Origin of the sequence: Cohaesibacter sp. ES.047 (assembly GCF_900215505.1) — a bacterium.
Taxonomy (GTDB): Bacteria; Pseudomonadota; Alphaproteobacteria; order Rhizobiales; family Cohaesibacteraceae; genus Cohaesibacter.
In genome coordinates this window covers 3,884,849-3,910,179 of record NZ_LT907844.1, presented here as the reverse complement: position 1 = coordinate 3,910,179, position 25,331 = coordinate 3,884,849, and the positions used below count along the sequence as shown (strand labels likewise).

18 protein-coding genes, 2 tRNA genes and 1 pseudogene are annotated in these 25,331 nt (G+C 53.0%); 14 read left to right on the top strand and 7 right to left on the bottom strand.

Features of this window, described 5'->3' with window-relative positions:
- Nucleotides 1-145: 145 nt before the first annotated feature.
- The 3 genes from CPH65_RS17840 to CPH65_RS17830 form a co-directional block, all read right to left on the bottom strand.
- A complete protein-coding gene (locus tag CPH65_RS17840; RefSeq protein WP_096175111.1) occupies nucleotides 146-886 on the bottom strand; it encodes a PopZ family protein in 741 nt (246 codons plus the stop codon).
- A 309-nt stretch (nucleotides 887-1,195) separates the two neighbouring features.
- Nucleotides 1,196-2,581 (bottom strand): TolC family outer membrane protein, encoded by a 1,386-nt coding sequence (locus tag CPH65_RS17835; RefSeq protein ID WP_197703881.1) that lies wholly within the window; start codon nucleotides 2,579-2,581, stop codon nucleotides 1,196-1,198.
- A gap of 369 nt (nucleotides 2,582-2,950) precedes the next feature.
- Nucleotides 2,951-3,604 (bottom strand): protein-L-isoaspartate O-methyltransferase, encoded by a 654-nt coding sequence (locus tag CPH65_RS17830; protein WP_096175109.1) that lies wholly within the window; start codon nucleotides 3,602-3,604, stop codon nucleotides 2,951-2,953.
- 324 nt (nucleotides 3,605-3,928) lie between these two features.
- Between CPH65_RS17830 and CPH65_RS17825 the strand changes: the two genes are divergently transcribed.
- A tRNA-Cys gene (locus tag CPH65_RS17825) sits at nucleotides 3,929-4,002 on the top strand.
- 57 nt (nucleotides 4,003-4,059) lie between these two features.
- Here the strand turns inward: CPH65_RS17825 and CPH65_RS17820 are convergent.
- Nucleotides 4,060-4,791, bottom strand: coding sequence for a Card1-like endonuclease domain-containing protein (locus CPH65_RS17820; protein ID WP_096175108.1), 732 nt, complete (start codon nucleotides 4,789-4,791; stop codon nucleotides 4,060-4,062).
- 231 nt (nucleotides 4,792-5,022) lie between these two features.
- Between CPH65_RS17820 and cobD the strand changes: the two genes are divergently transcribed.
- Entirely contained in the window at nucleotides 5,023-6,051 is a 1,029-nt protein-coding gene (cobD, locus tag CPH65_RS17815) for a threonine-phosphate decarboxylase CobD (RefSeq protein WP_096175107.1), read from the top strand.
- A complete protein-coding gene (cbiB, locus tag CPH65_RS17810) occupies nucleotides 6,048-7,055 on the top strand; it encodes an adenosylcobinamide-phosphate synthase CbiB (RefSeq protein WP_244574444.1) in 1,008 nt (335 codons plus the stop codon). Before cobD ends, cbiB begins: the two co-directional genes overlap by 4 nt.
- A gap of 27 nt (nucleotides 7,056-7,082) precedes the next feature.
- On the opposite strand, the gene CPH65_RS17805 is transcribed toward cbiB, so the two are convergent.
- The 3 genes and pseudogenes from CPH65_RS17805 to CPH65_RS17795 form a co-directional block, all read right to left on the bottom strand.
- Nucleotides 7,083-8,552, bottom strand: coding sequence for a cobyric acid synthase (locus CPH65_RS17805; RefSeq protein WP_096175106.1), 1,470 nt, complete (start codon nucleotides 8,550-8,552; stop codon nucleotides 7,083-7,085).
- 39 nt (nucleotides 8,553-8,591) lie between these two features.
- Nucleotides 8,592-9,146: a bifunctional adenosylcobinamide kinase/adenosylcobinamide-phosphate guanylyltransferase gene (gene cobU, locus CPH65_RS17800; protein WP_096175105.1), complete on the bottom strand. Its 555-nt coding sequence runs from the start codon at nucleotides 9,144-9,146 to the stop codon at nucleotides 8,592-8,594.
- Between the two features lie 125 nt (nucleotides 9,147-9,271).
- A pseudogene (locus tag CPH65_RS17795) lies at nucleotides 9,272-9,475 on the bottom strand (hypothetical protein); the annotation flags it as partial.
- Nucleotides 9,476-9,761: 286 nt separating this feature from the next.
- Between CPH65_RS17795 and CPH65_RS17790 the strand changes: the two are divergent.
- From CPH65_RS17790 to CPH65_RS17740, 11 genes are all read left to right on the top strand, one after another.
- Nucleotides 9,762-9,837 (top strand) — tRNA-Asn (locus CPH65_RS17790).
- A gap of 116 nt (nucleotides 9,838-9,953) precedes the next feature.
- Nucleotides 9,954-11,534: a DUF6538 domain-containing protein gene (locus CPH65_RS17785; RefSeq protein ID WP_096175104.1), complete on the top strand. Its 1,581-nt coding sequence runs from the start codon at nucleotides 9,954-9,956 to the stop codon at nucleotides 11,532-11,534.
- A gap of 288 nt (nucleotides 11,535-11,822) precedes the next feature.
- Nucleotides 11,823-12,275, top strand: coding sequence for a hypothetical protein (locus tag CPH65_RS17780; protein WP_157747777.1), 453 nt, complete (start codon nucleotides 11,823-11,825; stop codon nucleotides 12,273-12,275).
- Between the two features lie 334 nt (nucleotides 12,276-12,609).
- Complete coding sequence (locus CPH65_RS17775) at nucleotides 12,610-15,078, top strand: class I SAM-dependent DNA methyltransferase (protein WP_096175102.1); 2,469 nt, start codon at nucleotides 12,610-12,612, stop codon at nucleotides 15,076-15,078.
- Nucleotides 15,068-16,351: a restriction endonuclease subunit S gene (locus tag CPH65_RS17770; protein WP_096175101.1), complete on the top strand. Its 1,284-nt coding sequence runs from the start codon at nucleotides 15,068-15,070 to the stop codon at nucleotides 16,349-16,351. The genes CPH65_RS17775 and CPH65_RS17770 overlap by 11 nt, the downstream gene beginning before the upstream one ends.
- Nucleotides 16,352-16,368: 17 nt before the next feature.
- Entirely contained in the window at nucleotides 16,369-19,635 is a 3,267-nt protein-coding gene (locus CPH65_RS17765) for a type I restriction endonuclease subunit R (protein ID WP_096175100.1), read from the top strand.
- Entirely contained in the window at nucleotides 19,635-20,387 is a 753-nt protein-coding gene (locus CPH65_RS17760) for a M48 family metallopeptidase (RefSeq protein ID WP_096175099.1), read from the top strand. The genes CPH65_RS17765 and CPH65_RS17760 overlap by 1 nt, the downstream gene beginning before the upstream one ends.
- Before the next feature lie 651 nt (nucleotides 20,388-21,038).
- A complete protein-coding gene (locus CPH65_RS17755) occupies nucleotides 21,039-23,477 on the top strand; it encodes a MobA/MobL family protein (protein ID WP_096175098.1) in 2,439 nt (812 codons plus the stop codon).
- A gap of 189 nt (nucleotides 23,478-23,666) precedes the next feature.
- Nucleotides 23,667-24,233, top strand: a complete 567-nt coding sequence (locus tag CPH65_RS17750) for a hypothetical protein (protein WP_096175097.1) — start codon at nucleotides 23,667-23,669, stop codon at nucleotides 24,231-24,233.
- 84 nt (nucleotides 24,234-24,317) lie between these two features.
- Nucleotides 24,318-24,722 (top strand): hypothetical protein, encoded by a 405-nt coding sequence (locus CPH65_RS17745; protein ID WP_096175096.1) that lies wholly within the window; start codon nucleotides 24,318-24,320, stop codon nucleotides 24,720-24,722.
- A 290-nt stretch (nucleotides 24,723-25,012) separates the two neighbouring features.
- Nucleotides 25,013-25,330, top strand: a complete 318-nt coding sequence (locus tag CPH65_RS17740) for a hypothetical protein (RefSeq protein WP_096175095.1) — start codon at nucleotides 25,013-25,015, stop codon at nucleotides 25,328-25,330.
- The last annotated feature ends 1 nt before the right edge of the window (nucleotide 25,331 follow it).

Genomic DNA, 25,331 nt, shown 5'->3' with positions numbered 1-25,331 from the left:
ATGTCAACCATTTGCAGCCATCATGCGGGTTTCTAGCCGATGCACAGAGGGTTTTGTAGGGATAAGTGTCGTTGCGTGCCGCACACGACCGCACACGCCAACTGTCAAAGAGTGGGGGAAATAACGTTGAGATTGGTGCGGGTGGTCAGCGGAAATGCTGCTCACCCCTTGACACTCGCTCAATTTCGGCGCGCACGAGCCGTTCGACCATCACGGGAAGATTTTGGTCGAGCCATGCCTTCAGCATCGGACGGAGCATGTCTTCAACGACATTTTCCATGGTCCGTGTGTTGTTGGACAGGATTGTGTGCGTCAGGTCTCCAAAGGCGCTGTGAACGGCCTTGGATGTGTTGTCAGACACCAATGGTGCGCCGCGCTCGACATCTGGCAGCGGGCCGTCCGGCGTCGGGGACGCATCGAAGGTTGCCTTGAGCATTTCCGGGACTTTTTCGTCCAAAGTCTCCTGAATGGCCTTTTCGAACGCAGATGCAGGGTCTTGCTCCGGCTCGTCTTCTTCTTCCTGCTCTTCAGCTTCTTCGTTCGCGAAGACCAGATCCTCTTCCTGAGGTTCAACCAGATCGGTTTCCTGCCATTCGGACTGAAGTTCCAGGACGTCGTCGGAGGATTCTTCTTCCTCCTCCTCCTCCATGGCGGCCATGGCCGCAGCCATGTCGTCTTCAGGCTCCTCCGCCGGGGCGGGGCTGTCAAACAGAGCGTCGAGATCGTCCTGACTGAGCATGCTCGTGTCAGACTCGTCCTCTTCTGCTGCCTTTTCTTCGGGCGCGGGATCGTCGGCTATTGCAGCTTCTTCATCGGAAATGATCCGGCGAATGGACGCCAGAATTTCCTCCATTGAGGGTTCTTGAGCTGCACTTGTATTGGACATGGCCTCACCCGAAACTACCGACTACAGGTCTCAACGCTGATCATATACCGCCGCGGATATGATTCGCGCATCCTATAACTATAGGCTGTTTGCGAAATTGTTGAAATGCGTTCCGAAAAAAAGCAGGATTGTCATGTGGAGGGAAGCGATAATCCGTTAATTTCCCCGTTATCCATCAAGTAAAGAAAGGGAAATTCGGATTTCTGAACCCTCGCCTATTCTTGTTGCGAAGCGCTGATTGCTGTGGATTGAAACACGAAGACCGGACTTTCAAAGCCCGGTCTTTGCGGAATTCTATCCTTGCTAATCTTACCGACCATCCGGGGTGCGAAGGCCAATCCACTTGTCACGAACAGCCTCGTAGTGCTCATTCGGATTGTACTGTGAAACTTTGAGCTTCAGATTCTGAGCGCTCAATGTTCCCACGGCCGATGCGACCGAGAAGGATGCGACGATGCGATCATGCTGCACCTGGACGAGGGAAATCCGCGCATTGATCAGTTCTGCCTGCGAGTCGAGAACGTCTAGCAAGGTGCGCTGGCCAACTTTCTGCTCTTCAATCACCCCTTGAGTTGCGAGGCGAGAAGCCCTGACCGTTGCCTGTGCCGCCTCAATCTGGGGAATGGCGGCGTTCAAGATCGACCAAGAGGAAACGATCTGGGCGCGGATCTGATTGCGGGCCAAGTCTAGTTGGATCCGGCGCTGACCAAGCGTTTCCTTGGCCTGACGTACCTGAGAGTGCGTGGCGCCACCCTGAAAGATCGGGATGTTCACCGCACCAGTGATCGATGCGGAATTGGTCGCACCGTCAATGTTGCGACCACTGTTGTTGTTGCTCCAAGACCGTCCAGCATTGGCACTGACTGAAACGGTCGGCAACAGAGCGCCTTCGGCAATCTTCACGTCAAGCTGAGCCTGATCGACTTGATGCAGGGCTGCGAGAATAGAGGGATGGTTCGACAGGCCCTGTGACAGCGCAGCTTCGAGCGATTTTGGGAACAGGTTGTCCACAGCATAACCGGCAACCAGCGTGTTTGGCTTCTTGCCGACAAGCAATTCATAGGTGGCCCGGCTCGACGCGAGCTGTGCTTCTGAAAGCTTGACCAGAGAGATGGCACTCGACAGGCGCGCCTCTGCCTGACTGACATCAGTGCTGATGGTCTCTCCGACCGCAAAGCGGTCACGGGCTGAACGTGCCTGTTCCTGAAGGAAGGCAACATTCTGCTTGCGCAATTCGAGGATGGCCTGATTCTGAAGGATATCCATGTAGGCGGTTGCGACATCGAGAAGAACGGCCTGTTCGGTTGCCTTGAGATTTTCACGCGCTGCCTGAACCGCTGATTCGGCCTTCTTGACGCCATTTTTGGTGCGGTTACCGCGATACAGAATCTGTTGAACTTCCATACCGATGTTGGAGGAATTCTCCTGATTTCTGCGGCTCGTGCCACTCACGAATTCGCTTTCGCGCCATGACCGCGTTGCCGATGCACTGCCATTGATGGAAGGACGGTATCCCGACAATGCTTGGGGGACGTTCTCGTCAACGGAGCGCAGACCCGCGCGTGTTGCGTTCAATGTTGCATTGTTCGTATAGGCCAGCGAAAGAGCCTCTGAAAGGCTCTCGGCACTGGCAAAACTTGTCATGAATAGCAACGCGGAAACGCTGCCAAGGGTCAATTTACGTAGACCAGCCACACCGGATACTCCCACAGGATTTCGCCCGAAGTTACACATAAACTGTGAACGGGCATTCTGTTTTTTCGATTTCGGTGGGACTTTAGCCGCTGAGCTTTGATTTTCCTAGAGCCAGAATGTTTGATTCCTTTAAAAAAGCCTTAATGCAGCTTTGAGGCAACAGGTTACGTGGTACGTAAGCTCCTATGGGGTAGGCACAGACGCCCTTAGGGTTCCCTTGACGTCGTCACCATCTCGTCCTCTGCCGGCATTGGGGACGAAAGAGACTGCTAGCACCTCTAAAAAGATGTGGAGATTAGGAATAGCGTCTGAGCTGAACCTAGCGATATGAAACCCGTGATTGGTAGGTTTTACAAGGCAATCACTTTTTTACAGCGTAAAAGTCTCGGGCTTGCTGAACTCTTTGAGAATCGGAGCGTTGGTATCAAATGCTGCAATGCGGGAGAAATGATCTCCGGTTCTGAGAATCTTCACCGCCTCGGCACGGCGATCATTGCCATCGACTGTAACGAGGCGGCCACCGTCCTTGAGCTGCTCAAGCAGATGTTGCGGGACTTGCCCGACGGTTCCTTCGATAAGGATGACATCATAAGGCCCCTCTGAGGAGACGCCTTCGGCCAGATCGCCGGAAATGACGGCAACATTGTCATATCCAAGATCAGAAATTGTGTCCTGCGCGCGCTGGACGAGGTCCTCGTCGTTTTCTACCGCGACTACCGTATTGGCAAGATGCGACACGAGCGCAGCGGAGTAGCCGGAGCTCGCCGCAATGACAAGAACCAGATCATCGGTTGCGATGTCAGCCAGTTGCAGCAGTTTTGCCAGTGGTGAAGGCTGCATCATGATTCGCTCATCGGAAATCCGGATGTCTGCATCCGAATAGGCAAAGGCCTTGCTGCTTGAAGGGACAAACAGCTCTCTTGGTACGGTGAGAAAGGCATCAAGTACGTTATAGGCTGTCACGTCGGTCGTTCGGATCTGGGTATCGACCATCTGACGCCGCGCCTTGCTTGTTCCGACCATGTTTGCACTCCCCGTGTCACCATTTTCTGATCCGGCAGTCTTGCCGTCAGGGCGTTGTTTGTACCAGCCACGCAAAAGCCGTCAGAATTTCGCGATTCCGATGCAAGGTTTCACATCACACCCTATTGTCCTTATCGCCGTGCCGGGAAGGTTGCAAGGTTTGAGTTTTGGGAAATTGGTCGATGGTCCTCTCATCCCTTGCCCATTTTGTGCCCTTTCCGGTGGCGGAATTGTGCGTTGTTCATAAAAAATACAAAATACCTTGGAAATAGACTTGAGTAGCCATGAGCCTTTTGCTATTGAGCTCGCACCACTCGATCGGATGGCTCGATGGCGGAGTGGTGACGCAGCGGATTGCAAATCCGTGTACGCCGGTTCGATTCCGGCTCGAGCCTCCAACCCTTCTCCTTGATACTATTATTTCGTTTCAGACGCGCAAGCGATGTGGCTTCGCATCAATTGTTAGATTTTGGGCGGCCCATTGCTTCGACCAGATGTGGCCATTCGAGCTCTTCGAGCGTGATGAGATCGACCTTCAAGGCACGGGCCTTGCCGAACAGCCCTTCGTATTTCGGTTCTCTGGCGATCTCGTCATAAAGATCTGATGAGATGATCAGACCGACATAGGCCTTCTCTCCCCCGAAATGATCGCCAAGATTGTCCGCTTCGTGCAGCGCCTGCATCAACTTCTTGCGGCTACGGTCGTTCGAGCTCTTGAAAGTCGCGCCATAGGCTTTGCAGGAATAGAAGGCCAAGCGCTCGCCAAATCGGGCAATGACGTCAACTTCGTTCTCACCGTGGTAGCCATCGATGCTCCAGCGGATGTGCTGCCCGAAAAGTGCTTGGTCGGCACCCGCTTCGAGAGCCGCGAGACAACTGACTTCTTCGAGCCATCCGCCGGTGATGAATCGGCGCGCGCTTGATGTTAACGCGCCGAGCGTTCCCTCAGGCGTCTCACCCGCAAGGCCAACCGCCTCCAGAGCCTTTATGATTCTCGCTTCCGTCTGGCTTAGACCGCTGCGTTGCAATTGCCCCTTGAAAAGGCGCTTTCTGATCCGCTCGAACACACGATAGTCATTGGCAATCGCGATGGAGGCGGGTTTGTGGGCTTGTGCTGCGACAAGATCACCAGAGTTGCGTATGTCGAGTGTGGCACCATGACCTTCGATCAATTTTTCAATTGTCATGCAAACGTTCCAAGCTGTTATTATAAAGCGCATGAATCGGCTGGTTCTGAGGGGCTTTCAAGGGCTAAGCATGAGTTAAAGCGCATATTGTGTGCTCAGAAAAGGGCCTCAATTGCATGAACAGTCAAGAAGGTGGGCTTATACCCATTTTGGGGCTTTGCATTTGCATCCAAAGTCCAAAGGGGCTATGTCCTAGTCGAAATCTCAAAAATATAGAATGGATGTCGGGTTATGGTTGCCAGCGACGATAATATCATGATGCACGGCGGGGATCTATCTGTTGCCATAGCGCGCTTCGGCGGGGCTCGTGAGGACTGGCTCGATCTTTCCAGCGGTATCAACAAGACAAGCTATCCATTTGACAGAGAAATCGCTCTGGATGCGATTGATTGTCTGCCCAACCAGGTCGATATGGTTGATTGTCTGGCGGCGGCGCGCCGCGCCTATGGCGTTCCTGATGAAGTTTCCATTGTCGCCTCTCCCGGCACACAGTCTCTCATTCAGTCCATGCCTGTACTTTTGGGGACCAACCAGAGCTGCCTCATCATTGGTCCCACCTACAGTGAGCATCAGCGCTCAATGGCGCGTGCTGGCGTCGATGTGGCAATGGTTCAGGATGTTCCCAAGGAATTCTTCCCCGGTGATTGCCTGCTGATCGTCAACCCCAACAATCCCGACGGTCGCCAGATCGAGGCGGGCAAGCTGATTGAGCTGGCGAACAAGCTGCAAAAGCAGCGCGGGCTTCTGATCGTCGATGAAGCTTTTGCCGATGTTGTTCCGGACAACAGCATCGTGTCCCAATTGGGCGCGTTGCCCAACACCGTCGTTCTGAGATCTTATGGCAAGTTCTTCGGCATGTCGGGGATCCGCCTAGGGTTCCTGCTGGGCCATGAAGTCCAGTTGAGCAAGATTCGTGACATGTTGGGCCCCTGGGCCGTGTCGACCCCTGCCCTTCGTGTGGGAACGCAGTCGCTCAATGATATTGAATGGCAAAAACAGCAGCGCGCCTTCCTCACCGGACGGGCCGAGAAGCTCGACGAGGTTTTGGAGAAGCGTGGTCTTTATATCGCTGGTGGCACGCCGCTGTTCCGGCTGGTGATCAACGAAGAAGCGCGGGCGCTTCATCGCAAGCTGGCGGAAATGCACATCTGGACCCGCATTTTCGACTATCGCGCCGACTATTTGCGGATCGGCATTCCGATCGATGACGAGGCTCTTGAGCGGCTTGATGATGCATTGAGCAAGGTTTCTTTGCGGTGATCCTCTCCGGTGGCGGTCTTCTTTTTGCCGTTGTCATTGCTTTGCTGGTTGATGCTCTGTTTGGCGAGCCCGAGTGGGTCTGGCGCAAGGTGCCGCATCCTGTTGTATGGTTCGGCAAGCTGATCGATATCTGGGATCATTGCTTTAATGATCCCAATAAACATATCTCATCCTCCTCCCGTCGTCTTTCAGGTTTTGTTGGCCTGGCGCTGGGCATTGTGTGCCTTGGTCTTGCTGCATGGTTGATCGAAGCCGTGCTTTTGATGGCTGGCTGGGTCGGATATCTGGTAATCGGTGTTGCCGGATCGGTTCTTGTGGCCCAGCGTAGCCTTTATGATCATGTTCAGGCGGTGCAGGATCCGCTCGCCCTTCACGATATCGCGGGTGGACGGCAGGCTGTTTCGATGATTGTCGGCAGGGATCCAAAAAAGCTGGACGAGCCGGGTATTGCTCGAGCGGCGATTGAGAGCCTTGCGGAGAATTTCTCCGATGGCATCGTTGCTCCCGTTTTCTGGTTTTGTCTTTTCGGGCTGCCCGGCCTCATCATCTACAAGTTCGTCAATACCGCTGACAGCATGATCGGTCACAGGACCGAGCGATATGAGGCCTTTGGCTGGGCGGCAGCCCGGTTTGACGATCTGCTCAATCTGGTTCCGGCGCGATTGACCATGGCGCTGTTGCTATTCGCGCCTTTCCGCTCCGAAGCGTCTATGCGCTCAAAGGCTGTTTCTCAACTGTGGCAGGGCATTCTGGCAGATGCGCCCCGTCACCGCTCGCCGAATGCTGGCTGGCCCGAGGCCGCGATGGCACAGCGGCTTGATATCGCGCTTTCCGGCCCGCGCTACTATGGTGACGCACTGACGGATGAGCCATTCGTCAATCCGGATGGCAAGCGCGAGATCGGAGCTGCGGAGATCGAGGCATCGCTCTCGCTTTATCATTCTGCCTGCTGGATCGAGGGTGGATGCGTTGCCGCCTTGGCGCTTTTTTCCAATCTTCTCTAGTCACCAATTTCCAGACATCAAGCCCGTTCAAAGCCCGCCTTGGGCAATTGCAAGCAGGCCATCCGTGTCGAGATTGTTCGCGACGTGATCGGCCAATAGGTCCAATGTTTCATCCACCATCGCATCGTAGGAATGGGCGGAGGTCTGATGGCCCAGACTCTTGAAGAATTGCCCGCGGAAGGTGTCCTGATTGAAAAGGCCGTGAATGTAGCTGCCCATGATGCGCCCGTTGGGGGATCGGGCCCCTTCGCTTTGGCCTTCGATCTCAAACAGCGGTCGGGAGCTATCCGGTCCATCACTCGACCCGATATGGATCTCATAGCCATGCATGGGGCTTTGGCTTTCAATGTGGGTGCCCTCTATCCGCACCGTGCGTTTCTCTCCGTCCATCACGGTTTCGATGTCGAGCAGGCCGAGGCCTTCGCATTTTGAGCCTGCAGGTCCTTCGACCCCTTGCGGATCATGAATGTATCGGCCGAGCATCTGGTAGCCACCACAAAGGCCGAGCACATGACCACCCTTCCGAGCATGGGCCTTGATATCGATATCCCATCCTTCGCGCTTCATGGCTTCGAAATCGGCAATGGTGGATTTTGAACCGGGCAGGATGACAAGATCAGCGTCGAGCGGAAGCGGTCTTCCACTTCGTATCATTTCAACCGATATGGATGGATCCGAGCGCAGGGCGTCTAGGTCATCGAAATTGGCGATGCGCGGCAAGACCGGCACGACGATTTTGAGGCTTCCATCCTCGTGAGTACCTTTTGCATCGCGGGACAGATCTTCGCTGTCTTCAGCTGGAAGCTTTGCTGCATGGTCGAACCAGGGCAGAACTCCGAAAGAGGGCCAGTCTGTTTCACTGGTAATGATATCGAGACCCGATGTGAACAAGGTCGGATCACCGCGAAACTTGTTGATGACATAGCCGCGGACGAGCGCGCGGTCTGCGGCGGGCAGAATGTGACGTGTGCCCACGAGCGAAGCGATGACGCCGCCCCGGTCGATGTCGCCGATGAGAATGACCGGTAGCTTGGCTGCTTCGGCAAACCCCATGTTGGCAATGTCCCCTGCCCTCAGGTTGACCTCCGAGGCGCTGCCAGCACCCTCAATCACGACGATGTCGGCATCTGCCTTGAGATGGTCATACGAGGCCATCACGGCGCTGAGGAGCGATTTCTTGTGGCTTGCGTAGTCGCGGGCCTTCATCTGGCCGATTGCCTTTCCCTGCACCACCACCTGGCTTCCCGTGTTGCTCTCTGGTTTTAGAAGAACCGGATTCATATGGATGCTCGGTTCGAGCCCGCAGGCTAGGGCCTGAAGCGCCTGAGCGCGGCCGATCTCGCCGCCTTCCATGGTAACCGCTGCATTGTTCGACATGTTCTGTGGCTTGAAGGGGGCGACCTTGAGGCCTTGATTCTTCCAATGGCGGCAGAGGCCAGCCACCATCATGGATTTGCCGACGTTCGATCCGGTGCCCTGAAACATGATGGCGGTCATGATGCTGTCTTTCCGATTGTCTGCGCTGTGCGGTTAGCCTTAGAGGCTTATCTGTGGGGTGGGTGACGGTTTGAGCAAAAGAGGCAGTCCGGCCCGGATCTCAATGACGCGGTCGCAGGTTCTGGCAAGCTTCTGGTTGAGGCTGCCCTGAAGGTCCCGAAAGGCGCGCCCGTCTGCTGTCACCGGCACGATCCCCTGCCCCACTTCGTTGGAAATGAGCAGAATGTGTGCCTCGCACGCCAAGAGCGCCTGACAGAGGCTTTCCACATGGTCCTCCAACGGGTGGCCGTGAAAAAGGAGATTGTTCAGCCACATGGTCATGCAATCGATCAGGATGACCTGTCCGGGGTGACAGGCTTGTGTGAGGACGTCAGCAAGCATGATTTCTTCTTCGACGCATTGCCAACGGGGACCGCGTCGGAGCTCGTGTTGCCGGATTCGCTCGGCCATCTCTTCATCGTGTTCAAATCTGGGAGATGTTGCCACATAGAGCAATTCATAGGGGCTTTGTGTGCAGAGAGACTCTGCAAAGGCGCTCTTGCCGGATTTGGCGCCACCAAGAATCAGCGTGGTTCTTATGTCCTGAGCTGTCATTGGTCTGATATATCCTTGCGGGATGAAGGGTCCTTGGGCGCTTGTCTGGCGCTCGCTTCTTCATCCGGGGCGTCCGGGCCATCCGGTACTTGCGAGCGGCGGCGCTTTTCAAGCTTCACATCCCACTTTCTGCGATATTTGCGCAAGTAAGGCAAATCGATCGAAAGGACCATCAGACCCAAGGGAATCATCCAGAAGCCCAGCACCGGCAAAAACCCAAGGATTCCCCCTACAATCAACGCGCTTCCGAGTGATTTGCGTGCGAGCGGCGTTCCGGGTATCGGAATCCTCCAGCGGGCAATCTGAATCTCTCGCTTTGGTTTGATCATCGGGCGGGGCGTCTTTGGCTTGGTGTCAGGCTGGTGACATGCCTTTATGGCACGAGATGCAAAGCAGTTAGCATGGAAATGTGCGGAAAATACACTTTTTAGCGAGATATACCGCCTTCTTGGAATGCTGCTCTTTCACAAACAGGTGACAAACCTGTCAGCCCGGTCTATTCTTCCACAAGAGATGCGATAAAGTTCAAAAAAGGGGCTTGGCAATCGGGCAAAGCTCGATTAGAAACCACCACACCAACGTTGAGGCGCGCAAGACGCTTCGCGGCAAAAGTTTTCCCCAGTAGCTCAGTTGGTAGAGCAAGCGACTGTTAATCGCTGGGTCGCTGGTTCGAGTCCGGCCTGGGGAGCCATATTAGGGCCTTCTGATTGATTTCAGGAGGCCCTTTTTCGCAGAAATCAGCCATCTTCATTGAATCGCAAGGACTATTGCAATAGAAAATGCAATAGGAATGCAATAGAAAATGGGATGGATTCTGCCATGGGCAGCATGCGAGAAACAAAATACATCACCAAAAATCGTGGCGTGTTCTATTATACCCGATCTATTCCCAAAGATGTCCGTGGTCTCGACGACAGGCCCAACCCTATCCAGAAATCGCTTAAGACAAAGAATGCGGATATCGCCATGTCTCGCCGAGACGTTCTCGCCGATGCGGACGAACGTTTTTGGCGATCGTTGCGCGTGACCGGAAAGCCCTTTCAAAGCGCCACAGACCTCGCTGTGGCAAGCAATGACCTCATGCAGCTCTTTGGTACAGAAAGGGTGCCGATGAAGCTTCCCAGCCTGCCAAATGGCAAAGCTGGCGCTACCTTGCATGAACATTATCAAGAAGAGCTGAAAGAAATTTTTGCAGGGCCAGCTGATGGCCAGCTGAGCAGATTCGATTCCTGGCTTGATACTTTGCCTGCCGATATCGCGGATATGTATCGCGGGATCATGCATAATGCGCAGAAGGTTGGTTCCGTTGCCATAAATTTTGACGACCCATCTCAGTTTGTTCGGGCTTCCATGGGAGACTACAGTCAGTCAGACGACGAGAATCTAAAGCTATCCGAAGCACTTGAGGATTTCTTTGAAAAGTTTGCGGTAGCCAAGATGGAGGGGATGTCGAAAGCGCAGAAGAAGAACCACAAGAACCCCAAAAAGCGCGCTGTGGTAAGATTCATAGAACTGGTGGGCGATGTGCCGTTGAAGAGCATAACACGCCATCAGGCCATTCTGTTCAAGGATCACTGGCTCAATTTGATCCATAGACCTGTGGAGGGAGCAAGGCCACTCACCCGTTCCGGCGCGCTCAAAGAGCTGCAGGACCTTTCCTATATATGGCAGTGTTATGCGGATGAGCATAACTGGTTGAACAAGTATGGCCAACGGAAAGAAAACCCCTTCGCAGGCCTGAAGAAGCAATTTCCGGCTCCGCAAAAGACTTCGCCACGAGATTCTACCGAAACGCGCGTAACATTTTCAACCGCAACAATACGGGATAAATGGCTGCAGGGAGTCGGATTGACCGGAACCAACGAACAGGCACGGCGAATTTTGTATACAATCGTCGAGACCGGCTGCGGACCCCAGGAGCTCCTTCATCTGACGGCCGAGAAAATCTGCCTCGATCATCCTATTCCTCACATCCTGATAGCCCCGACGTTGCAAGGCGAGCTTAGAAATATAGTTAAAACCAATAGCAGGGTCAGAGCAGTACCGTTGGTCAGTATTGCTTTGGAATCGATCAAAAGGCACCCTGAAGGCTTCCTGCGCTATTACGACAAGTCAAATGCCTTCAGTTCGGCCGCCAATAAGTTTCTCTTGGGCAACGGCCTTCGCACCGAGAAAACCACAGTATATTCCCTGCGACATGAGTATACTGAACGGTTGCGCCAAAATGCGGTGCCTGAGCATATTCAGCGCCACATCACGGGGCATGCAGATGATATTCATGGCAGATATGGTGCTTTTCCCGACGATCCTGATTTCGATGACAAACTGCAGGAGATGGCATGCTGGATGGAGAAGGCCGCCCTGCCCTTCGACGTCAATGTGGTTTAGCAAGTTTCGGCTTTTATCCAGGTTTGGAAATAGTTGCTGTGATTGCGGCAACTGGACGCGCAGATTGGAGCTTTGCGATGTGTATCGTTTCGTTTGCGAAATAAATATTGTTTCATTTGATGTGAAATTTTATTATATGACTAATTTTGTGGTGATTTTTGTTTGATGAATATAGTGAATTCGTTGGATTTCGCGCTTCTGGTCTGAGTTCGAAGCCTCTGCCGCCCCTGATTGCTGCCTTCATGGGTAAATCAGCAATCAGAGACGGCAGAAAATGGAGAATGTATTGTGACAGACCTGTTTATCTCTATGGGCCATGACATCAGCGTGAAGAATTTAGGTAGTGGATCATTCAGATGTCGAGAACTGGCGTCTGATGAAGTTGCCAAGGTGATCGCTGAGACAAGAGCTAGTGGTGGTGAAATCTCGGGTTACTATAAATTCGACTCCGATTTGTCCGATGATTGCATGAAGCAGTTCGATGAGCTGCTCCTCGCTTTTGAAGCTATCACGGGGACAAGATTGACCAGAAATGATTTCATGAGTGAGCCCGACGAGGATGGCGATCAATTACCCAATCTCAACTATATGACAGCGGTCGATGAAACCTGCCGCATGCTGGTGGTGGGTTACTTCTTCCAATTCAATCCACCCTCAAACATGTCTCCAAAGGCGTGGAAGGAGAGTTTCATGGTTGCGCGGGATCATATGGAATTTAATCTAATAGAACAGGTGCTCTAAACGTGGGCTGCAAACAGCGATGAAATCCTGGCCGAAGTAGCCCAAGAACCTCTAGTTTCGCGGATAGTGGCGAACGAGTTAACGTTGTAATGTCTACAGGACTGTTGGAAGCGTGGCTCAAGACATACCTACCAGAATCCGGGATGCCTTCGAGGTAGAGATCGAATGGCTTCTGGAGTGAGTGTTTTAGGTGCTAGATGGCTTATTTCACTAAATATTATTGACACTTGCAACCGCCGACGCAAGGCGTATAGATCTGATTATTATAATCGCTGCGTTCTGAAACAATACTGGTCCACTATCGGACGCAGTCAAACAAGACGAGAATAACAATATGCCTTTGACGCTTGCTCAGCTTGAGCGACACCTTTTCAGTGCTGCAGACATTCTCCGCGGTAAGATGGATGCATCCGAGTTCAAGGAATACATTTTCGGCATGCTTTTCTTGAAGCGCTGTTCAGACGTGTTTGAGCAGGCTCGTGAAGCCGTCATCCAGAAACGGATTGCAAGTGGAGCTTCGCCCGAACAGGCCGCAGAAGATGCAGAGAACAAGGTGTGGTACGGCAAGAGTGGGACATTCTGGGTGCCCCCTCACTCCCGCTTCTCTTATCTCGTTGATGAAGCCCATGAGAATATCGGCGACAAGCTCAACAAGGCACTTGGCGGCATTGAAGAAAACAATATCGCGCTGGAAGGTGTGCTGGAACATATCGACTTTAACCGTAAGGTCGGCCAAAGCAAGATCAGTGACCAGAAATTGCGTCAATTGATCACCCATTTTGGAATGATCCGCCTCCGAAACGCTGACTTTGAGTTTCCTGATCTTCTTGGTGCAGCCTATGAGTATCTGATCTCTCAATTCGCTGATTCAGCAGGGAAAAAAGGCGGTGAATTCTACACGCCGCGCTCAGTTGTCCGGATGATGGTCCGGCTCCTGAAGCCTGCCCTAGAACATGATATCTATGATCCCTGCTGCGGGTCGGGCGGTATGCTGATCGAGGCCAAGGACTATATCGATCGACATGGCCAGGACGGCCGCAAGGCCAACCTCTTCGGCCAGGAGAATGCGGGCACAGTCTGGTCCATTGCCAAGATGAACATGCTGTTGCATGACATCAATAGCGCAGATCTGCGCAATGACGATACCCTGGCAGCCCCACAGCATGTTGAGAACGGCGAGCTGCGACGGTTCGACCGGATCCTCACCAATCCGCCTTTCTCGATCAATTGGGGATCGAAAGACAAAAACACAAAAGGTGAATTCGTCTGGAAGCCGCAATTCCCCGAACGTTTCTTCCATCAGGTTCCCTTGGGTTCCAAAAAGGCCGACCTCATGTTCCTCCAGCATATGCTGGCGGTTACGCGCGACGGCGGTATGGTCGCCACGGTCATGCCTCACGGCGTTCTCTTTAGAGGGGGTGACGAAGGCCGGATTCGGCAGCAGATCATCGAGAAGGACATGATCGAGGCTGTTATCGGCCTTGGTCCGCAGCTTTTCTATGGAACCAGCATTCCCACCTGTGTGATCGTGTTGCGCCAGAATGTCTCCAATGGTGCCAATCGCGTCTCCGGCAAGCCGAAGGATCGTCAGGGCAAGGTGCTGTTCATCAATGCCGACCGCGAATATGCTGAAGGTCGGGCGCAGAACCATCTCATGCCCGAGCATATCGAGAAGATCGTCACCATCTTCGAGGAATTCCGCGAAATCCCAGGTTTCTCGACGATTGTCGACGTGAAGACCCTGAAAAACAATGACTGGAACCTCAATATCCGCCGCTATGCCGACAACGCTCCGCCGCCGGAGCCACATGATGTTCGGGCGCATCTGGTTGGTGGTGTTCCTAAGGTCGAAGTCGAGAGCAAGGCTGGGCTTTTCACCTCACATGACCTCGATCCGATGGACCTGCTCGTGCCGCATGATGAGCACTATCTGGATTTCCGGGCTGAAATCGCCAAAAGAACCGATATCAAGCCTATGGTCGAAGACAATGCTGGCCTCAAGGCGCGTGAGGCGGCCATCCTTGAAAGCTTCAATGCCTGGTGGCGTGACCATTCGGATGACATCACAGCCCTTGCCGGAACAGAGGATGCCGAGGCACTCATCGGCTTGCGCAGTACTCTGCTCAATAGCTTTTCGACCACGCTTGAAAAGTTGAAAATGCTGGATCCGTTCACCGTGCGCGGTATCATCGCCCAGTTCTGGGAGCAGTCCCATTTCGACTTTCTCACGCTCATGGCGCGCGAATCCAAAGGCGTGATCGATGCCTGGCGTACATCCATTGTCACCGCCCTTGACGACAAGAGTAGCAAGGAAAACCCGCTGGACCACAAGCTTGTCTCTTTCCTGATGGCCGATTTCGTGCGGGAGCTGACCGAGCTCGAGGCCCGCAAGGCCGAGCTTGATGCCGAGATCAAGGCCGCAACCTCCACGCCCGAAGAGGACGAGGAAGAGAATGACGATGCCGAGCCCGTGGATGAGACTCAGATCAAGAAATGGAAGGCAGAGCTGAGGAAGGTCAAGAAATCTCTCAAATCCCGGCAAGATGCGTTTTCCGAGACCCTCAACCGGGACGTCGACGGGCTTTCGCCTGAGGCCGCCTCTGATCTGCTGCTGACTATCCTGCATGATGACATAGAGAAGATCCTCTGCCGCTACATTGTTGCACAACGCAGCCGGATCGTTGCGTCATTCGAGACTTGGTGGGACAAATATCACGAGACTTTGATGGAAATCGAGGACAAGAGGTCCAAGGCCACTGAAAAGCTGGCAGGGTTCCTGAAGGGGTTGGGCTATGTCGTCTGAAACTATTAATCCGCTAATGGCCTCATTGCCTTTGCGGGAACTCTTCAGGATCAATACGGCTCAGATAAATCCGAAATCCTCTCGCAACTCTCTATTTACACATTACAGTATTCCTGCCTTTGACAAATTCGGTGGTCCTGTGACTGAACCTGGAGAAGAAATTGAGAGTAATAAGTTTCTTTTGAATAAACCATGCATCCTCGTATCAAAGCTGAACCCTAGAAAACCACGTGTAAAAGCGGTTTTTCCAATCGAAGAGAATACATGTGCGTCGACTGAGTTTATTTGTTTTGAGCCAATCAACCAAGATGTTAATTTGAGATTCTGGGAATCATATTTTGAAAGTCGACGTTTTTCTTCTGTTCTTGCCAAAGTTTCTGTAGGGTCAACGAATAGCCACACTCGTGCGTCACCTCGGGAAACGCTACTCTGGCTAGTACCAAACCCTTCTATTGCTCTTCAGAACAAGATCGCCGAGCTCCTTGATACTCTGGATGAGGCGATACGGGAGACTGAGACGGTGGTGGCCAAGTTGAAGGCCATGAAGCAGGGGCTGCTCAATGATCTGCTGACCCGCGGCATCGACGCCAACGGCAACCTCCGCCCCACCCTGTCCGAGGCTCCCCATCTCTACAAACAAACCCCTCTCGGCTGGCTGCCGAAGGAGTGGGATGTATCTTATCTGCGAGACATTACAAGTTTGATTACCAGCGGATCCCGAGGGTGGGCAAAATACTATGCTGCGGACGGGCAATTATTCATCCGAAGTCAAAATGTTCGGATGGGAAGCTTTGATCTAACAGATAGACAGCACGTGAATGTTGCAGCTTCTACCGAAGGGGCGCGAACTGAAGTGGAAGCATCTGACTTCTTGGTAACGATTACCGGGAACGGTGTGGGCAATGCTTGTGTTGTTCCGGACACATGGAACGAAGTGGCTTTTGTTAGTCAACATGTCGGATTAGTTCGCTTTTATAACAAAAGCCTCGGCGCATACGCTGGGCGCTACTTTGTCGCTGGAGGGCCAGGGAACTCTCAAATCCTTGACGCACAATATGGGCAGAGCAAACCAGGACTAAATCTCACAAGTCTTCGAGAGCTACGAATGGGGATTCCACCAGAGCGTGAGTGCTTGCGATTGATGCGGATTTTGGCAGATGCTGATGTAAAGATTTCTGTCGAATGCACGCTTCTCGAAAAGCTTCGCCTTCAGAAAACCGGCCTGATGGACGACCTGCTTACTGGTCGGGTGTCTGTCAAACCGCTGCTATAAACCGAGGGGGGCAGGTTATGGGTCATGAATATACCGATGTTGAAAAACCCTTCATGGACCAATGTGTCGCCATGGGTTGGCAGGCGCAGACGGGCAACATGGATGACCCAACCCTGACGGGACGAGCGAGCTTCAAGGCGGTCATCGCCGAGGCAACCTTGCGCGAGCGCCTTCGTTCCATCAATCCCGGCCCTGATGGCCAGCCCTGGCTTGACGATGCCCGCATCTCCGAAGCCGTCAGCGCCCTCACGCGCCACGGCAAGCAGGGCCTGATGGAGGCCAATCAGGCGGTAACCGAGCTGCTTCTGAAGGGGCTGACCGTTGATGGTCTGCCGGGCTGGGACGGCGGGCGCAGCCAGACCATCCGTTACATCGCCTGGGATGATGTGGACGCCAACAGTTTCACCATTGCAAACCAGTTTCGCGTTGACTGTCCTCCCGGCTATGACACGGGCAAAGGCTTCATCATCCCAGATGTCGTTCTTCTCGTGAACGGCATTCCCCTGGTGGTGGTCGAAGCCAAAAGTCCCGGAATCCCGGAACCTTTGGCCGAAGCGGTCAAGCAGCTCCGCCGCTATCACAATGCCCGCAAGGCGGCGTTGGAAGTTGAGGAAAACGAAGGCGCACCGGCCCTTTTCGCCTCTGCTCAGCTGTTGATTGCCACAAGCTTCGATCAGGCCCGCGTCGGCTGCATTGGGGCCGGGCTGGACTATTACGGCCAGTGGAAGACCGTTGTCGGCCCGGATGGTTCCGGCTCTGAGGATGACATTGCCAAGGCAATGGGCAAGAAGAGTCTGTCGGAGCAGGAGCGTCTTGTCGCCGGTTTGCTGCGCCCTGCCCATCTGCTGGATATCGTTCGGCACTTCATTCTGTTCATGCAGGCCGGTGGCCAAACAATCAAGATTGCCTGCCGGTATCAGCAATATCGGGCCGTGAACCGAGCCCTTGAAAGGCTGAAAACCGGCGAGACACGCGCAGAAGATGGCGAATATGATCGCCGGGGCGGCATCGTCTGGCATACGCAGGGCTCGGGCAAGAGCCTGACCATGATGTTCATGATCCGCAAGATGCGCACCGATACGTGCCTGCGGAAATTCAAGGTGATCATGGTCACCGATCGCCGCGATCTTCAGAGCCAACTTTCCGAAACAGCGATGCTGTCGGGCGACGTCGTAGAAATGGCTTCATCCTCTGGGGCCTTGAAAGAACTGGCCCGGCGGAAGGGGCCGGGACTGATCTTTGCCACGATCCAGAAATACCGCACCGATGAGGATACCGCAGATGCGGCTAAAGGGCCGGTCTTCGAGGTATTGAACGAAGACGAGTCTATCCTCGTTGTTGTCGATGAGGCCCATCGGACCCAGGCGGGCGATCTGCATGCCAATCTGCTCGCCGCGCTCCCCAATTGCGCCCGGATCGGCTTCACTGGCACACCCATCATTATGGGAGAGAAGAAGCGCACGACCCAGATTTTCGGCGAATTCATCGACAAATATACGATCAAGGAAGCCGAAGCCGACGGTGCCACCGTTCCCATCCTCTATGAGGGACGCACGGCCAAGGGAGCCGTCAAGGACGGTGCCACGCTGGACGATCTGTTCGAGGACATGTTCAGTGATCGAACAGAAGAAGAATTAGAGGCAATCCGCCAAAAATATGCCACCAAAGGCAATATTCTCGAGGCCCCGGCACTGATCGCCGAGAAGGCCCGTGACATGTTGCGGCACTATGTGACCAACCTTCTGCCTAATGGTTACAAGGCGCAGGTGGTGGCCTATAGCCGGACCGCAGTGATCCGATATTACTCGGCCTTTCTCGTGGCCAAAGAAGAGCTTCTGGCCGAGGCAGAGCACTTGTCAGATAGCGACAAGGCTCTGGATGATGAAGAGCTCTGCACAAGGCCGCCGCGCCTGCAGGCGCTGGTTCAGGCCTGGCGATATCGGGAAACCCTCGCAAAGCTGGAATTTGCGGCAATCATGTCCGGCGACAATAACGACGATGCGAGCTGGAAACAGTGGACTGACGGATCTGCCCAGGAAGCTAGGATCAAACGGTTCAAGAAGCCCCTCTTTCACAAGGATGAGACAAAGTCTGATCCTCTGGCTTTCCTGATTGTCAAATCCATGCTTCTGACAGGCTTCGACGCTCCGATCGAGGGTGTGATGTATCTTGACCGATCGATCAGGGAAGCCGAGCTTTTACAGGCGATTGCGCGCGTGAACCGGACCGGGTTCGGCAAGACATGCGGGATTGTTGTCGATTACTTCGGTGTCGCCCATCACCTTAAAGCCGCTCTTGCGGCCTATTCCGATGAGGATATCGATGGTGCATTGGCAAGCCTGAGCGATCAGGTTCCTGTCTTGAGAGACCGATATATCCGCGTTATCGACATTTTCAGGCATGCCGGGCTGGATGACATTTCAAATGACGAAGACTGCCTGAACGTTCTCGCAACCGAGAAAGTGCGTGCAGAGTTCACCGTGAAGCTCAAGGATTTCCTGAAGTCTCTTGAGATCATTCTGCCGCGCCCCGATGGCCTGCCCTTCGTGAAGGACGCTAAACGGCTTGCCTATATTCATGCCCGCGCCCGCAATCGCTATCGTGACGTTGCAGTCATCGGGTCGGATGTCGGCGCCAAGGTGCGTAAGCTGATTGACGATCACGTCATCTCCCTTGGGATCGATCCCAAGATCCCGCCGGTGCAGTTGACCGATGCCGAGTTCGAACATCAGGTCGAACAGGCAGCGGGCAATCGCGCCAAGGCGTCGGAAATGGAGCATGCAATCCGCTCCTTCATCCGGAAAAATCTCGATTCAGATCCCGTTCGGTTCAAGAAAATCTCCGAGCGGTTGAACCAGATTCTCGATGGCTTTGGGCAGCAGTGGGATCAGATCATAGATCAGCTTCAGGCAATCATTGACGACTTGCGATCGGATTCTCAGAAGGCAGATAACAGTGGAGCAGATATTCCTGACATCTATGTTCCATTCTTGCGGACTGTTCTCGACGCCTGTGGGGCAGATGAGGCCAGCTCTGCAGCGGAACTTCGCGCCTATCATGTTTTGACCATGGTGGTCGTTGATCGCATCGTGGAAGAGATCTTGGCCAATCGATCCATATGGAGTGGCTACAAGATGGCTGATCAGGAAAATCTTCGCGCCGAGATTTTCGAGATCATCCTAGACCAGCCGGTGAAGGGAATGGATGTTGTCTTGGCCGAGAGACTTGCCGACAAGATCATGCAGCAAGCCAAAGCCAACGATGACAAGCTGAGAGGTATCTGATGCCGGACTTACCACTGTCACCAGTAAGAACTGGAGGAAAGTCGGCACGCGAGAACGATCACAGGATCACAGTTGATGATCTTGTCTTTGCGGTTCAACGCAGCGATCGCCGTAAAACCATACAGATAACAGTCGAACGGACCGGCGATTTGTCAGTGACCGCCCCGACACAGGTTGCCGATCAAGATCTCGTCGATTTCATAGAAGAGAAGCTTCTCTGGATTCACACAAAGATTCAGGAGAAGGCAAGACTGCAACAACGGACACCGGTCAAGGAGTTTGTTGAAGGTGAAGGTTTCCTTTATCTCGGAAAGAGCTACAGACTTAAGCTCGTCGAACGGCAGCTTGTTGATCTCTCACTGAAGAACGGTCGCTTTTGCCTTCGAAAGCCGTCGGTTAACAGAGGACGTGATATTTTCGTTTCATGGTACATAAGGCGGGCCCAACAGTGGTTTGAAAAGCAGGTATCGGAAAACGCAAGCCGCATGAGCGTGAAAATAAAAGAGGTAAAGGTGCAGGACCTTGGCTATCGATGGGGCTCATACGGCAGCGATGGCCGAATTCTCTTCCATTGGAAGGCCATCCTCTTGCCGCCACGCATAGCTCAATATGTTGTCATTCACGAGCTCGCTCATGCGCACCATCCCGACCATTCTGCAGATTTCTGGATCAAGGTCGAGCAGCATCTTCCCGACTGGAGATGGCGGAAGGCATGGTTGGCAGAAAACGGAATTCAGGTTGAAGGGTTATAGAAACTCGCCATCCCTGGTCGTTCCAAAAAAGATTGCTGACAAACTGGTTTGTTGTGGGAGTTCTGAGCCGAAGACTGCGCATTTGATTTGCGCTATCTGACGTCTTAGGTGAAACAATCCGTTGCTGCAAATGCCTTCTTAAGGTCGAGTCTTGCATCTCCCTGCGATGACATTTTGCGTTGACACGCAGATCAAGTTTATCTGGCTACCGCGGCCTACCTCTCTCTTTCCATATCTCATCCAAATTAACGTAGCAGATCTGTTATAGCGCACTAACATGGGCGTGGAACTATAGCTTTGTTGCTCCCAATCTCGGCGCCAGTCGTCTTGTTCACCTGATCGAAGTTAAAGGTGATTCAGCGATCGAATGCGCGAACCCGTCCGGCTGAACTTGCGCGTAAAAGTGTAGCCGCACAAAAAAATCTACACAAGACGTAGCGGGATTCCGCAAAGGCCCCAGCTTCCTTCTCAGAAGCTTGAGAAGAGTAGCCCCCCTCGGCGATTGAGAGGGCGCAATAGATGATTCCAAGGGTCTGATTGAAAATCAGCTGCCTTGGAATCCCTCCACCTGAACGGTGGCCTTGCGCGCTGTCTGCGGATCCTGCCGGAGGCCTTTTCTCGAGCAACACGCTCGAGAAATGAGGTCTGCCCTTGCCCGCAGAATTCTACGAATTCCACTCTGCCTTTGAGACAATTTCGACCGACACCCGTTCGAAGGCGTCGGTGAATTTGTCTCAAGGCAAACAGCTGGCAATGGCAAACCTCAATTACATCCTGCGGCCCAGCGCCACTCGATACGAGCAATGCCAACATATATTTGCTCGCACGAATGGCGTGACCTACGGATGCGTGGACAGCGTCGCCGACAAAAAAGAAATGGTGAAGCGTTGCGAAGAGGCCCTTAGCAAGCGGGCCCAAAAGTCTGCCAAAAACAGGTCGGCGAAAGGTGGCGGCCTGGGCAAAGCTGGCGACAAAAACAAGGCCAAAATCAAAGGCGTCGCGCTCTGCTATAAAGGCGTGATCGCTCTGCCCGCTGACGCCAATCCGCTACATCTGATGCATATGGCCCAGGAAATCCTTGAACATCTTGCTGCCGACTCTGAGGCTATGGTCGTAGCGGCGATCCATTATGATCGGCCCGGTAATCCTCACCTGCATTTGTGGATCGTGGACGGTCCTGAGACGATGGAATCGGCACGAGCCAGAGCTGAAGAAAGAAAGGCGCAACGATCTGAAGACGATACAAAAAAGACTCGTGTTAATCGCCGGGATCAGGTGCGTCTCAATGAAAGATACGGCTACAAAAACGGGCGACATGAGATTGGTCAGATCATCGATCGGATCTCCGTGTGTGAAGGTTTGCGTCGGCCTCAACTGCTTACGCTGGCAGAAAGAGGGCTCGACAAACTGCCTCAGGTGCATGAAGGGCCAGAGCCAAAGCATAAGTTCGAAAGATACGGGCCAGATGCCGATCTGTCCTATCAAGCGCAGGAAAAGCTGCTTACAAATTTCTGGCGAATTTTGCGGAACAATTATGATGTTTCAGCGTGGGATCCGGCCAAACCAATCGTCGCTGACATTGAGATCTTTCCAGATCGTCTGCGTTCCTTCGCAGGCTGGGCGATCGAGCAGATCAATGAATACGTCGACAAGGGGCACCATCAAACAGTCTATGCGGCAATGCCAACTTTGGCACTGACCCAACAATTACTCGGCCCATTTTGGCAAGGTTCTCGGGCGCAAAAGAAGAAGAGTCTTGCTGAGCATGCAGCAACTCCGATAACTGAAATATCTGGCGATGGGGCCGATCAGCAGGCAACCGAACAGCAACCGCCGCTGCAGAAAATGCAGCTGACAATGGAGCCCGCAGAAATCAGCTCTGCCAAAAATATCCAGCCCAAGATTGAAGAAAGCCTTCCCGCCGAACCTGAGCATCCCAAAGCTGTTTTGGGTGAGAAAGATACTACTTCGAGCCTTGAAGAATTTAAAAGCGTTGAGTTGGAATTCGATCAGATTTGTAGCTCTTTCTGGTGTGAGTTCCTCGAGAAGGAATGGGACGCTCTGGATGCGCAACCCATGGAACTAGGTTCTGGACGATCACGAAGTTCAGTGCAACGGGTCCATCAGGCAGCAAAAGCTGCAATTGATCAAGACGGTTCAACATTATCTCGTACCGAGGGTCTCAACTCGTCTCGGCAACATCAGGAAACTCATCGAGAAATGGCCTATGCAGACAAGCTACTGTCATCAGTGCCCACTCTCGTAATCGAACGGTTGATGGGGGAAATTGATTACCAAGAATTCGAGAAAGAACTGGATCTGGATGGGACGGAAATTGCTGCGGCGCCATCAATTATCTCGCCACAGGCACCACTTTTGCCATCTGCGCCAAACAAGGCCGTTACAAAAGACGCATTTTCATATGAACCGATCAAGACAACTCAACTGGATCCAGATTGGGAGGAGTGGGATGAGGAATGGAGTGCTGTTGAGATTGTCGGCATTAACAGCAGAAATCATACCCCCAGTAAAACCTTGGCAGCAGAGCCTGCCCCTCAGATCAGGACACCGCTGAATAAAGAAAGTCTTCCGCCTGCAACGATTGGCGCGATAGACAACGTCAGTAAAGAATCTTCTACGGCACAGCCACCTGCGCAGACAGCTCGCAAATCTCCTCGAAAATCCCTTCAGGAAGGAATTCAGATGTGTCTTGATCGACAATCTCTTCGATCATCTTCAGACCCGATCAAAAACGCTCAGGCCGACCATGCCCGTACTTGCGAAGTGTATCGTCGCAGAGGTTTATTCAAGGCCGTATTCGATAAAGATACTGCTCGCTATGACGCTGTATTATCGCCCGAAGAAGACAAAGATCGTCTCACTTGGCATTTTTATGACCTGTGCCACAAACAGCTCCATGATCTCATCCAAAAGCTTCCTGAGCTCAAGCGGCACATGGTAGTTTATTCCCGATCCAGTTCGAAAGTTCGAGATGTGACGGGAGCTCCGCCCTCTTGGTCTGAAATTAAGGAAATCGTCATACAGCGTCTCCGGAATTCAAGTCGACATAGGTCTGATGATGAGAGATAGCTACATCCTCAAGGAGGAAATTATCTTCCCCTCTCCTTAGAATTTTTATTTCATTTGAAGTGAATTGCCATTCGGGCAACCGAAATGTGCGCAGCGGGTCTGGTGACGCCGCGCCCGATCCGGTTCGCCAGAAAGAGAAAACAGAAAAGGCAGGTGTCAAAATCCCTTCAACCAAGGTCGGAGATATTTATGACCACCGCCAATAATTTGTCTGCGAAGCACGCCAGCAACTGGCAAGACACTGTCAGCTGTGGCGACATTGTTGCCTTTGAGATGCCTTCAGAACATCTCCACAATCCTCTACAACCACCCAAGAAGGCATTGCCATGGCTTGTTGTCGACGAGGCAATCTATGTCGGCACCCGTTATCTGACCCTCGCACGGGGACATGCCATCGGGACAACTTTCAACCACGGAGCCCAAATCCGGGTCGAACATTCTGCCGCCTTTGGTGCTGCAGGTCTCTCACAGCCAACAGTCTACAATCTGCGTGGCCTTGTGATTGTCTCTGTCAACCATGAAGGCTTTGCACCCAACAAGGATGGAACACCAGTCCTTGGTCGGTTGGTTGGCGACGAGCTCGTTCAGTTGGAACACCTTAGAGCTCGTATCCATGCCATCAACGTTGAGCACGCAGAAGGACGAGCCGATCTGCTCAAACTGCAAGCCCTGCTTGCCAAGAGATCTGGCCGCCAAATGTCCGGGATGATTATCCCTGCGCCGATTGCCATCCCGACACCCGATCCCCAGCAGTAGTCACAGAGTGCTTTGAGATTTGTCCGACCAGCCACGGTGTCGGCCGGACAAATCACTAAACCAATCTCTACGAAAGGAAGTTACATGCCCCTTATTCCCGAAACCTATCGCCACAATATTTCGCTTCTTGTTGATCAGCACAAGACCGATGCCAGCCGCATCATCGATATCGGAGCCGATGCAATCTGCGCGGCCCGAAGGGCGTTATCCTCTATGCCCGATATTGCAGTCGGCGATATTTTCGACGACATCAGGCCATTACATGCCCTGATCGATGCTGTCAGCAATCGCTGTGTTCTGGATCCGCAATTTGACGAGATCGTCGACGATTTGCTGGAGGCTTTGCCCAACCTGGATGAGGCCGATCCTTTGGCTTCATCCTACGCCAGTATCCGCGCTGATCTGCAAGAAGCTCAGTATTTTGCCAATCGGTTTCTGGATATCATTCACGCTGAGAAGCGACGGGCACAATCGTTCAGAGAGATGTAAATCAAGTAAAGCGCACCGAACAACCTCGCCATCCATAACGTGATGGCGAGGCCAATGAGACAGCATCGACGGCAAAGCAGATCGTTGCGACGGAAACGGCAGAAACCTAGAATAAACCCTCATGAATTCAATTGGTTAACTTTATTGTCAATTTCATTTGGGTTTGTGAAAATTTTGCCCTATGAAAAGCCGCACATATTGCGCCCATCGCCAGCGATCACCGCGGCCTAAATAACGCACATCGGGACTGACAAGATCCCTGATCTCTTCGAATATATCAGGAGAACGAGGTGATCAAAGAGCTTTTCGGCACAAATCTCGGTCTTGAGAGCGTTTTTCTCTCGAAATTGACGATTTCTGGTTTGGGAGGCTATTGCCGTTTTCCCTATTTGCTGAGTGGTCAATCATTGACAGGCCCTCGGCAGCACAAACGCTTGCCGCAGAAACACCAAATTGGTTTGTTCTTCATGGATAATTCTATCGATGTCGACAAGAAAGACAATAATACGCGCCGTAAAGCACCTCGGGAGCTGAGTGGTGAAGATTATCTGATTATCTTCGATGTCATGAACAAGGAAATCAGACGCCGTCTCCTATCCGACAGTTGAA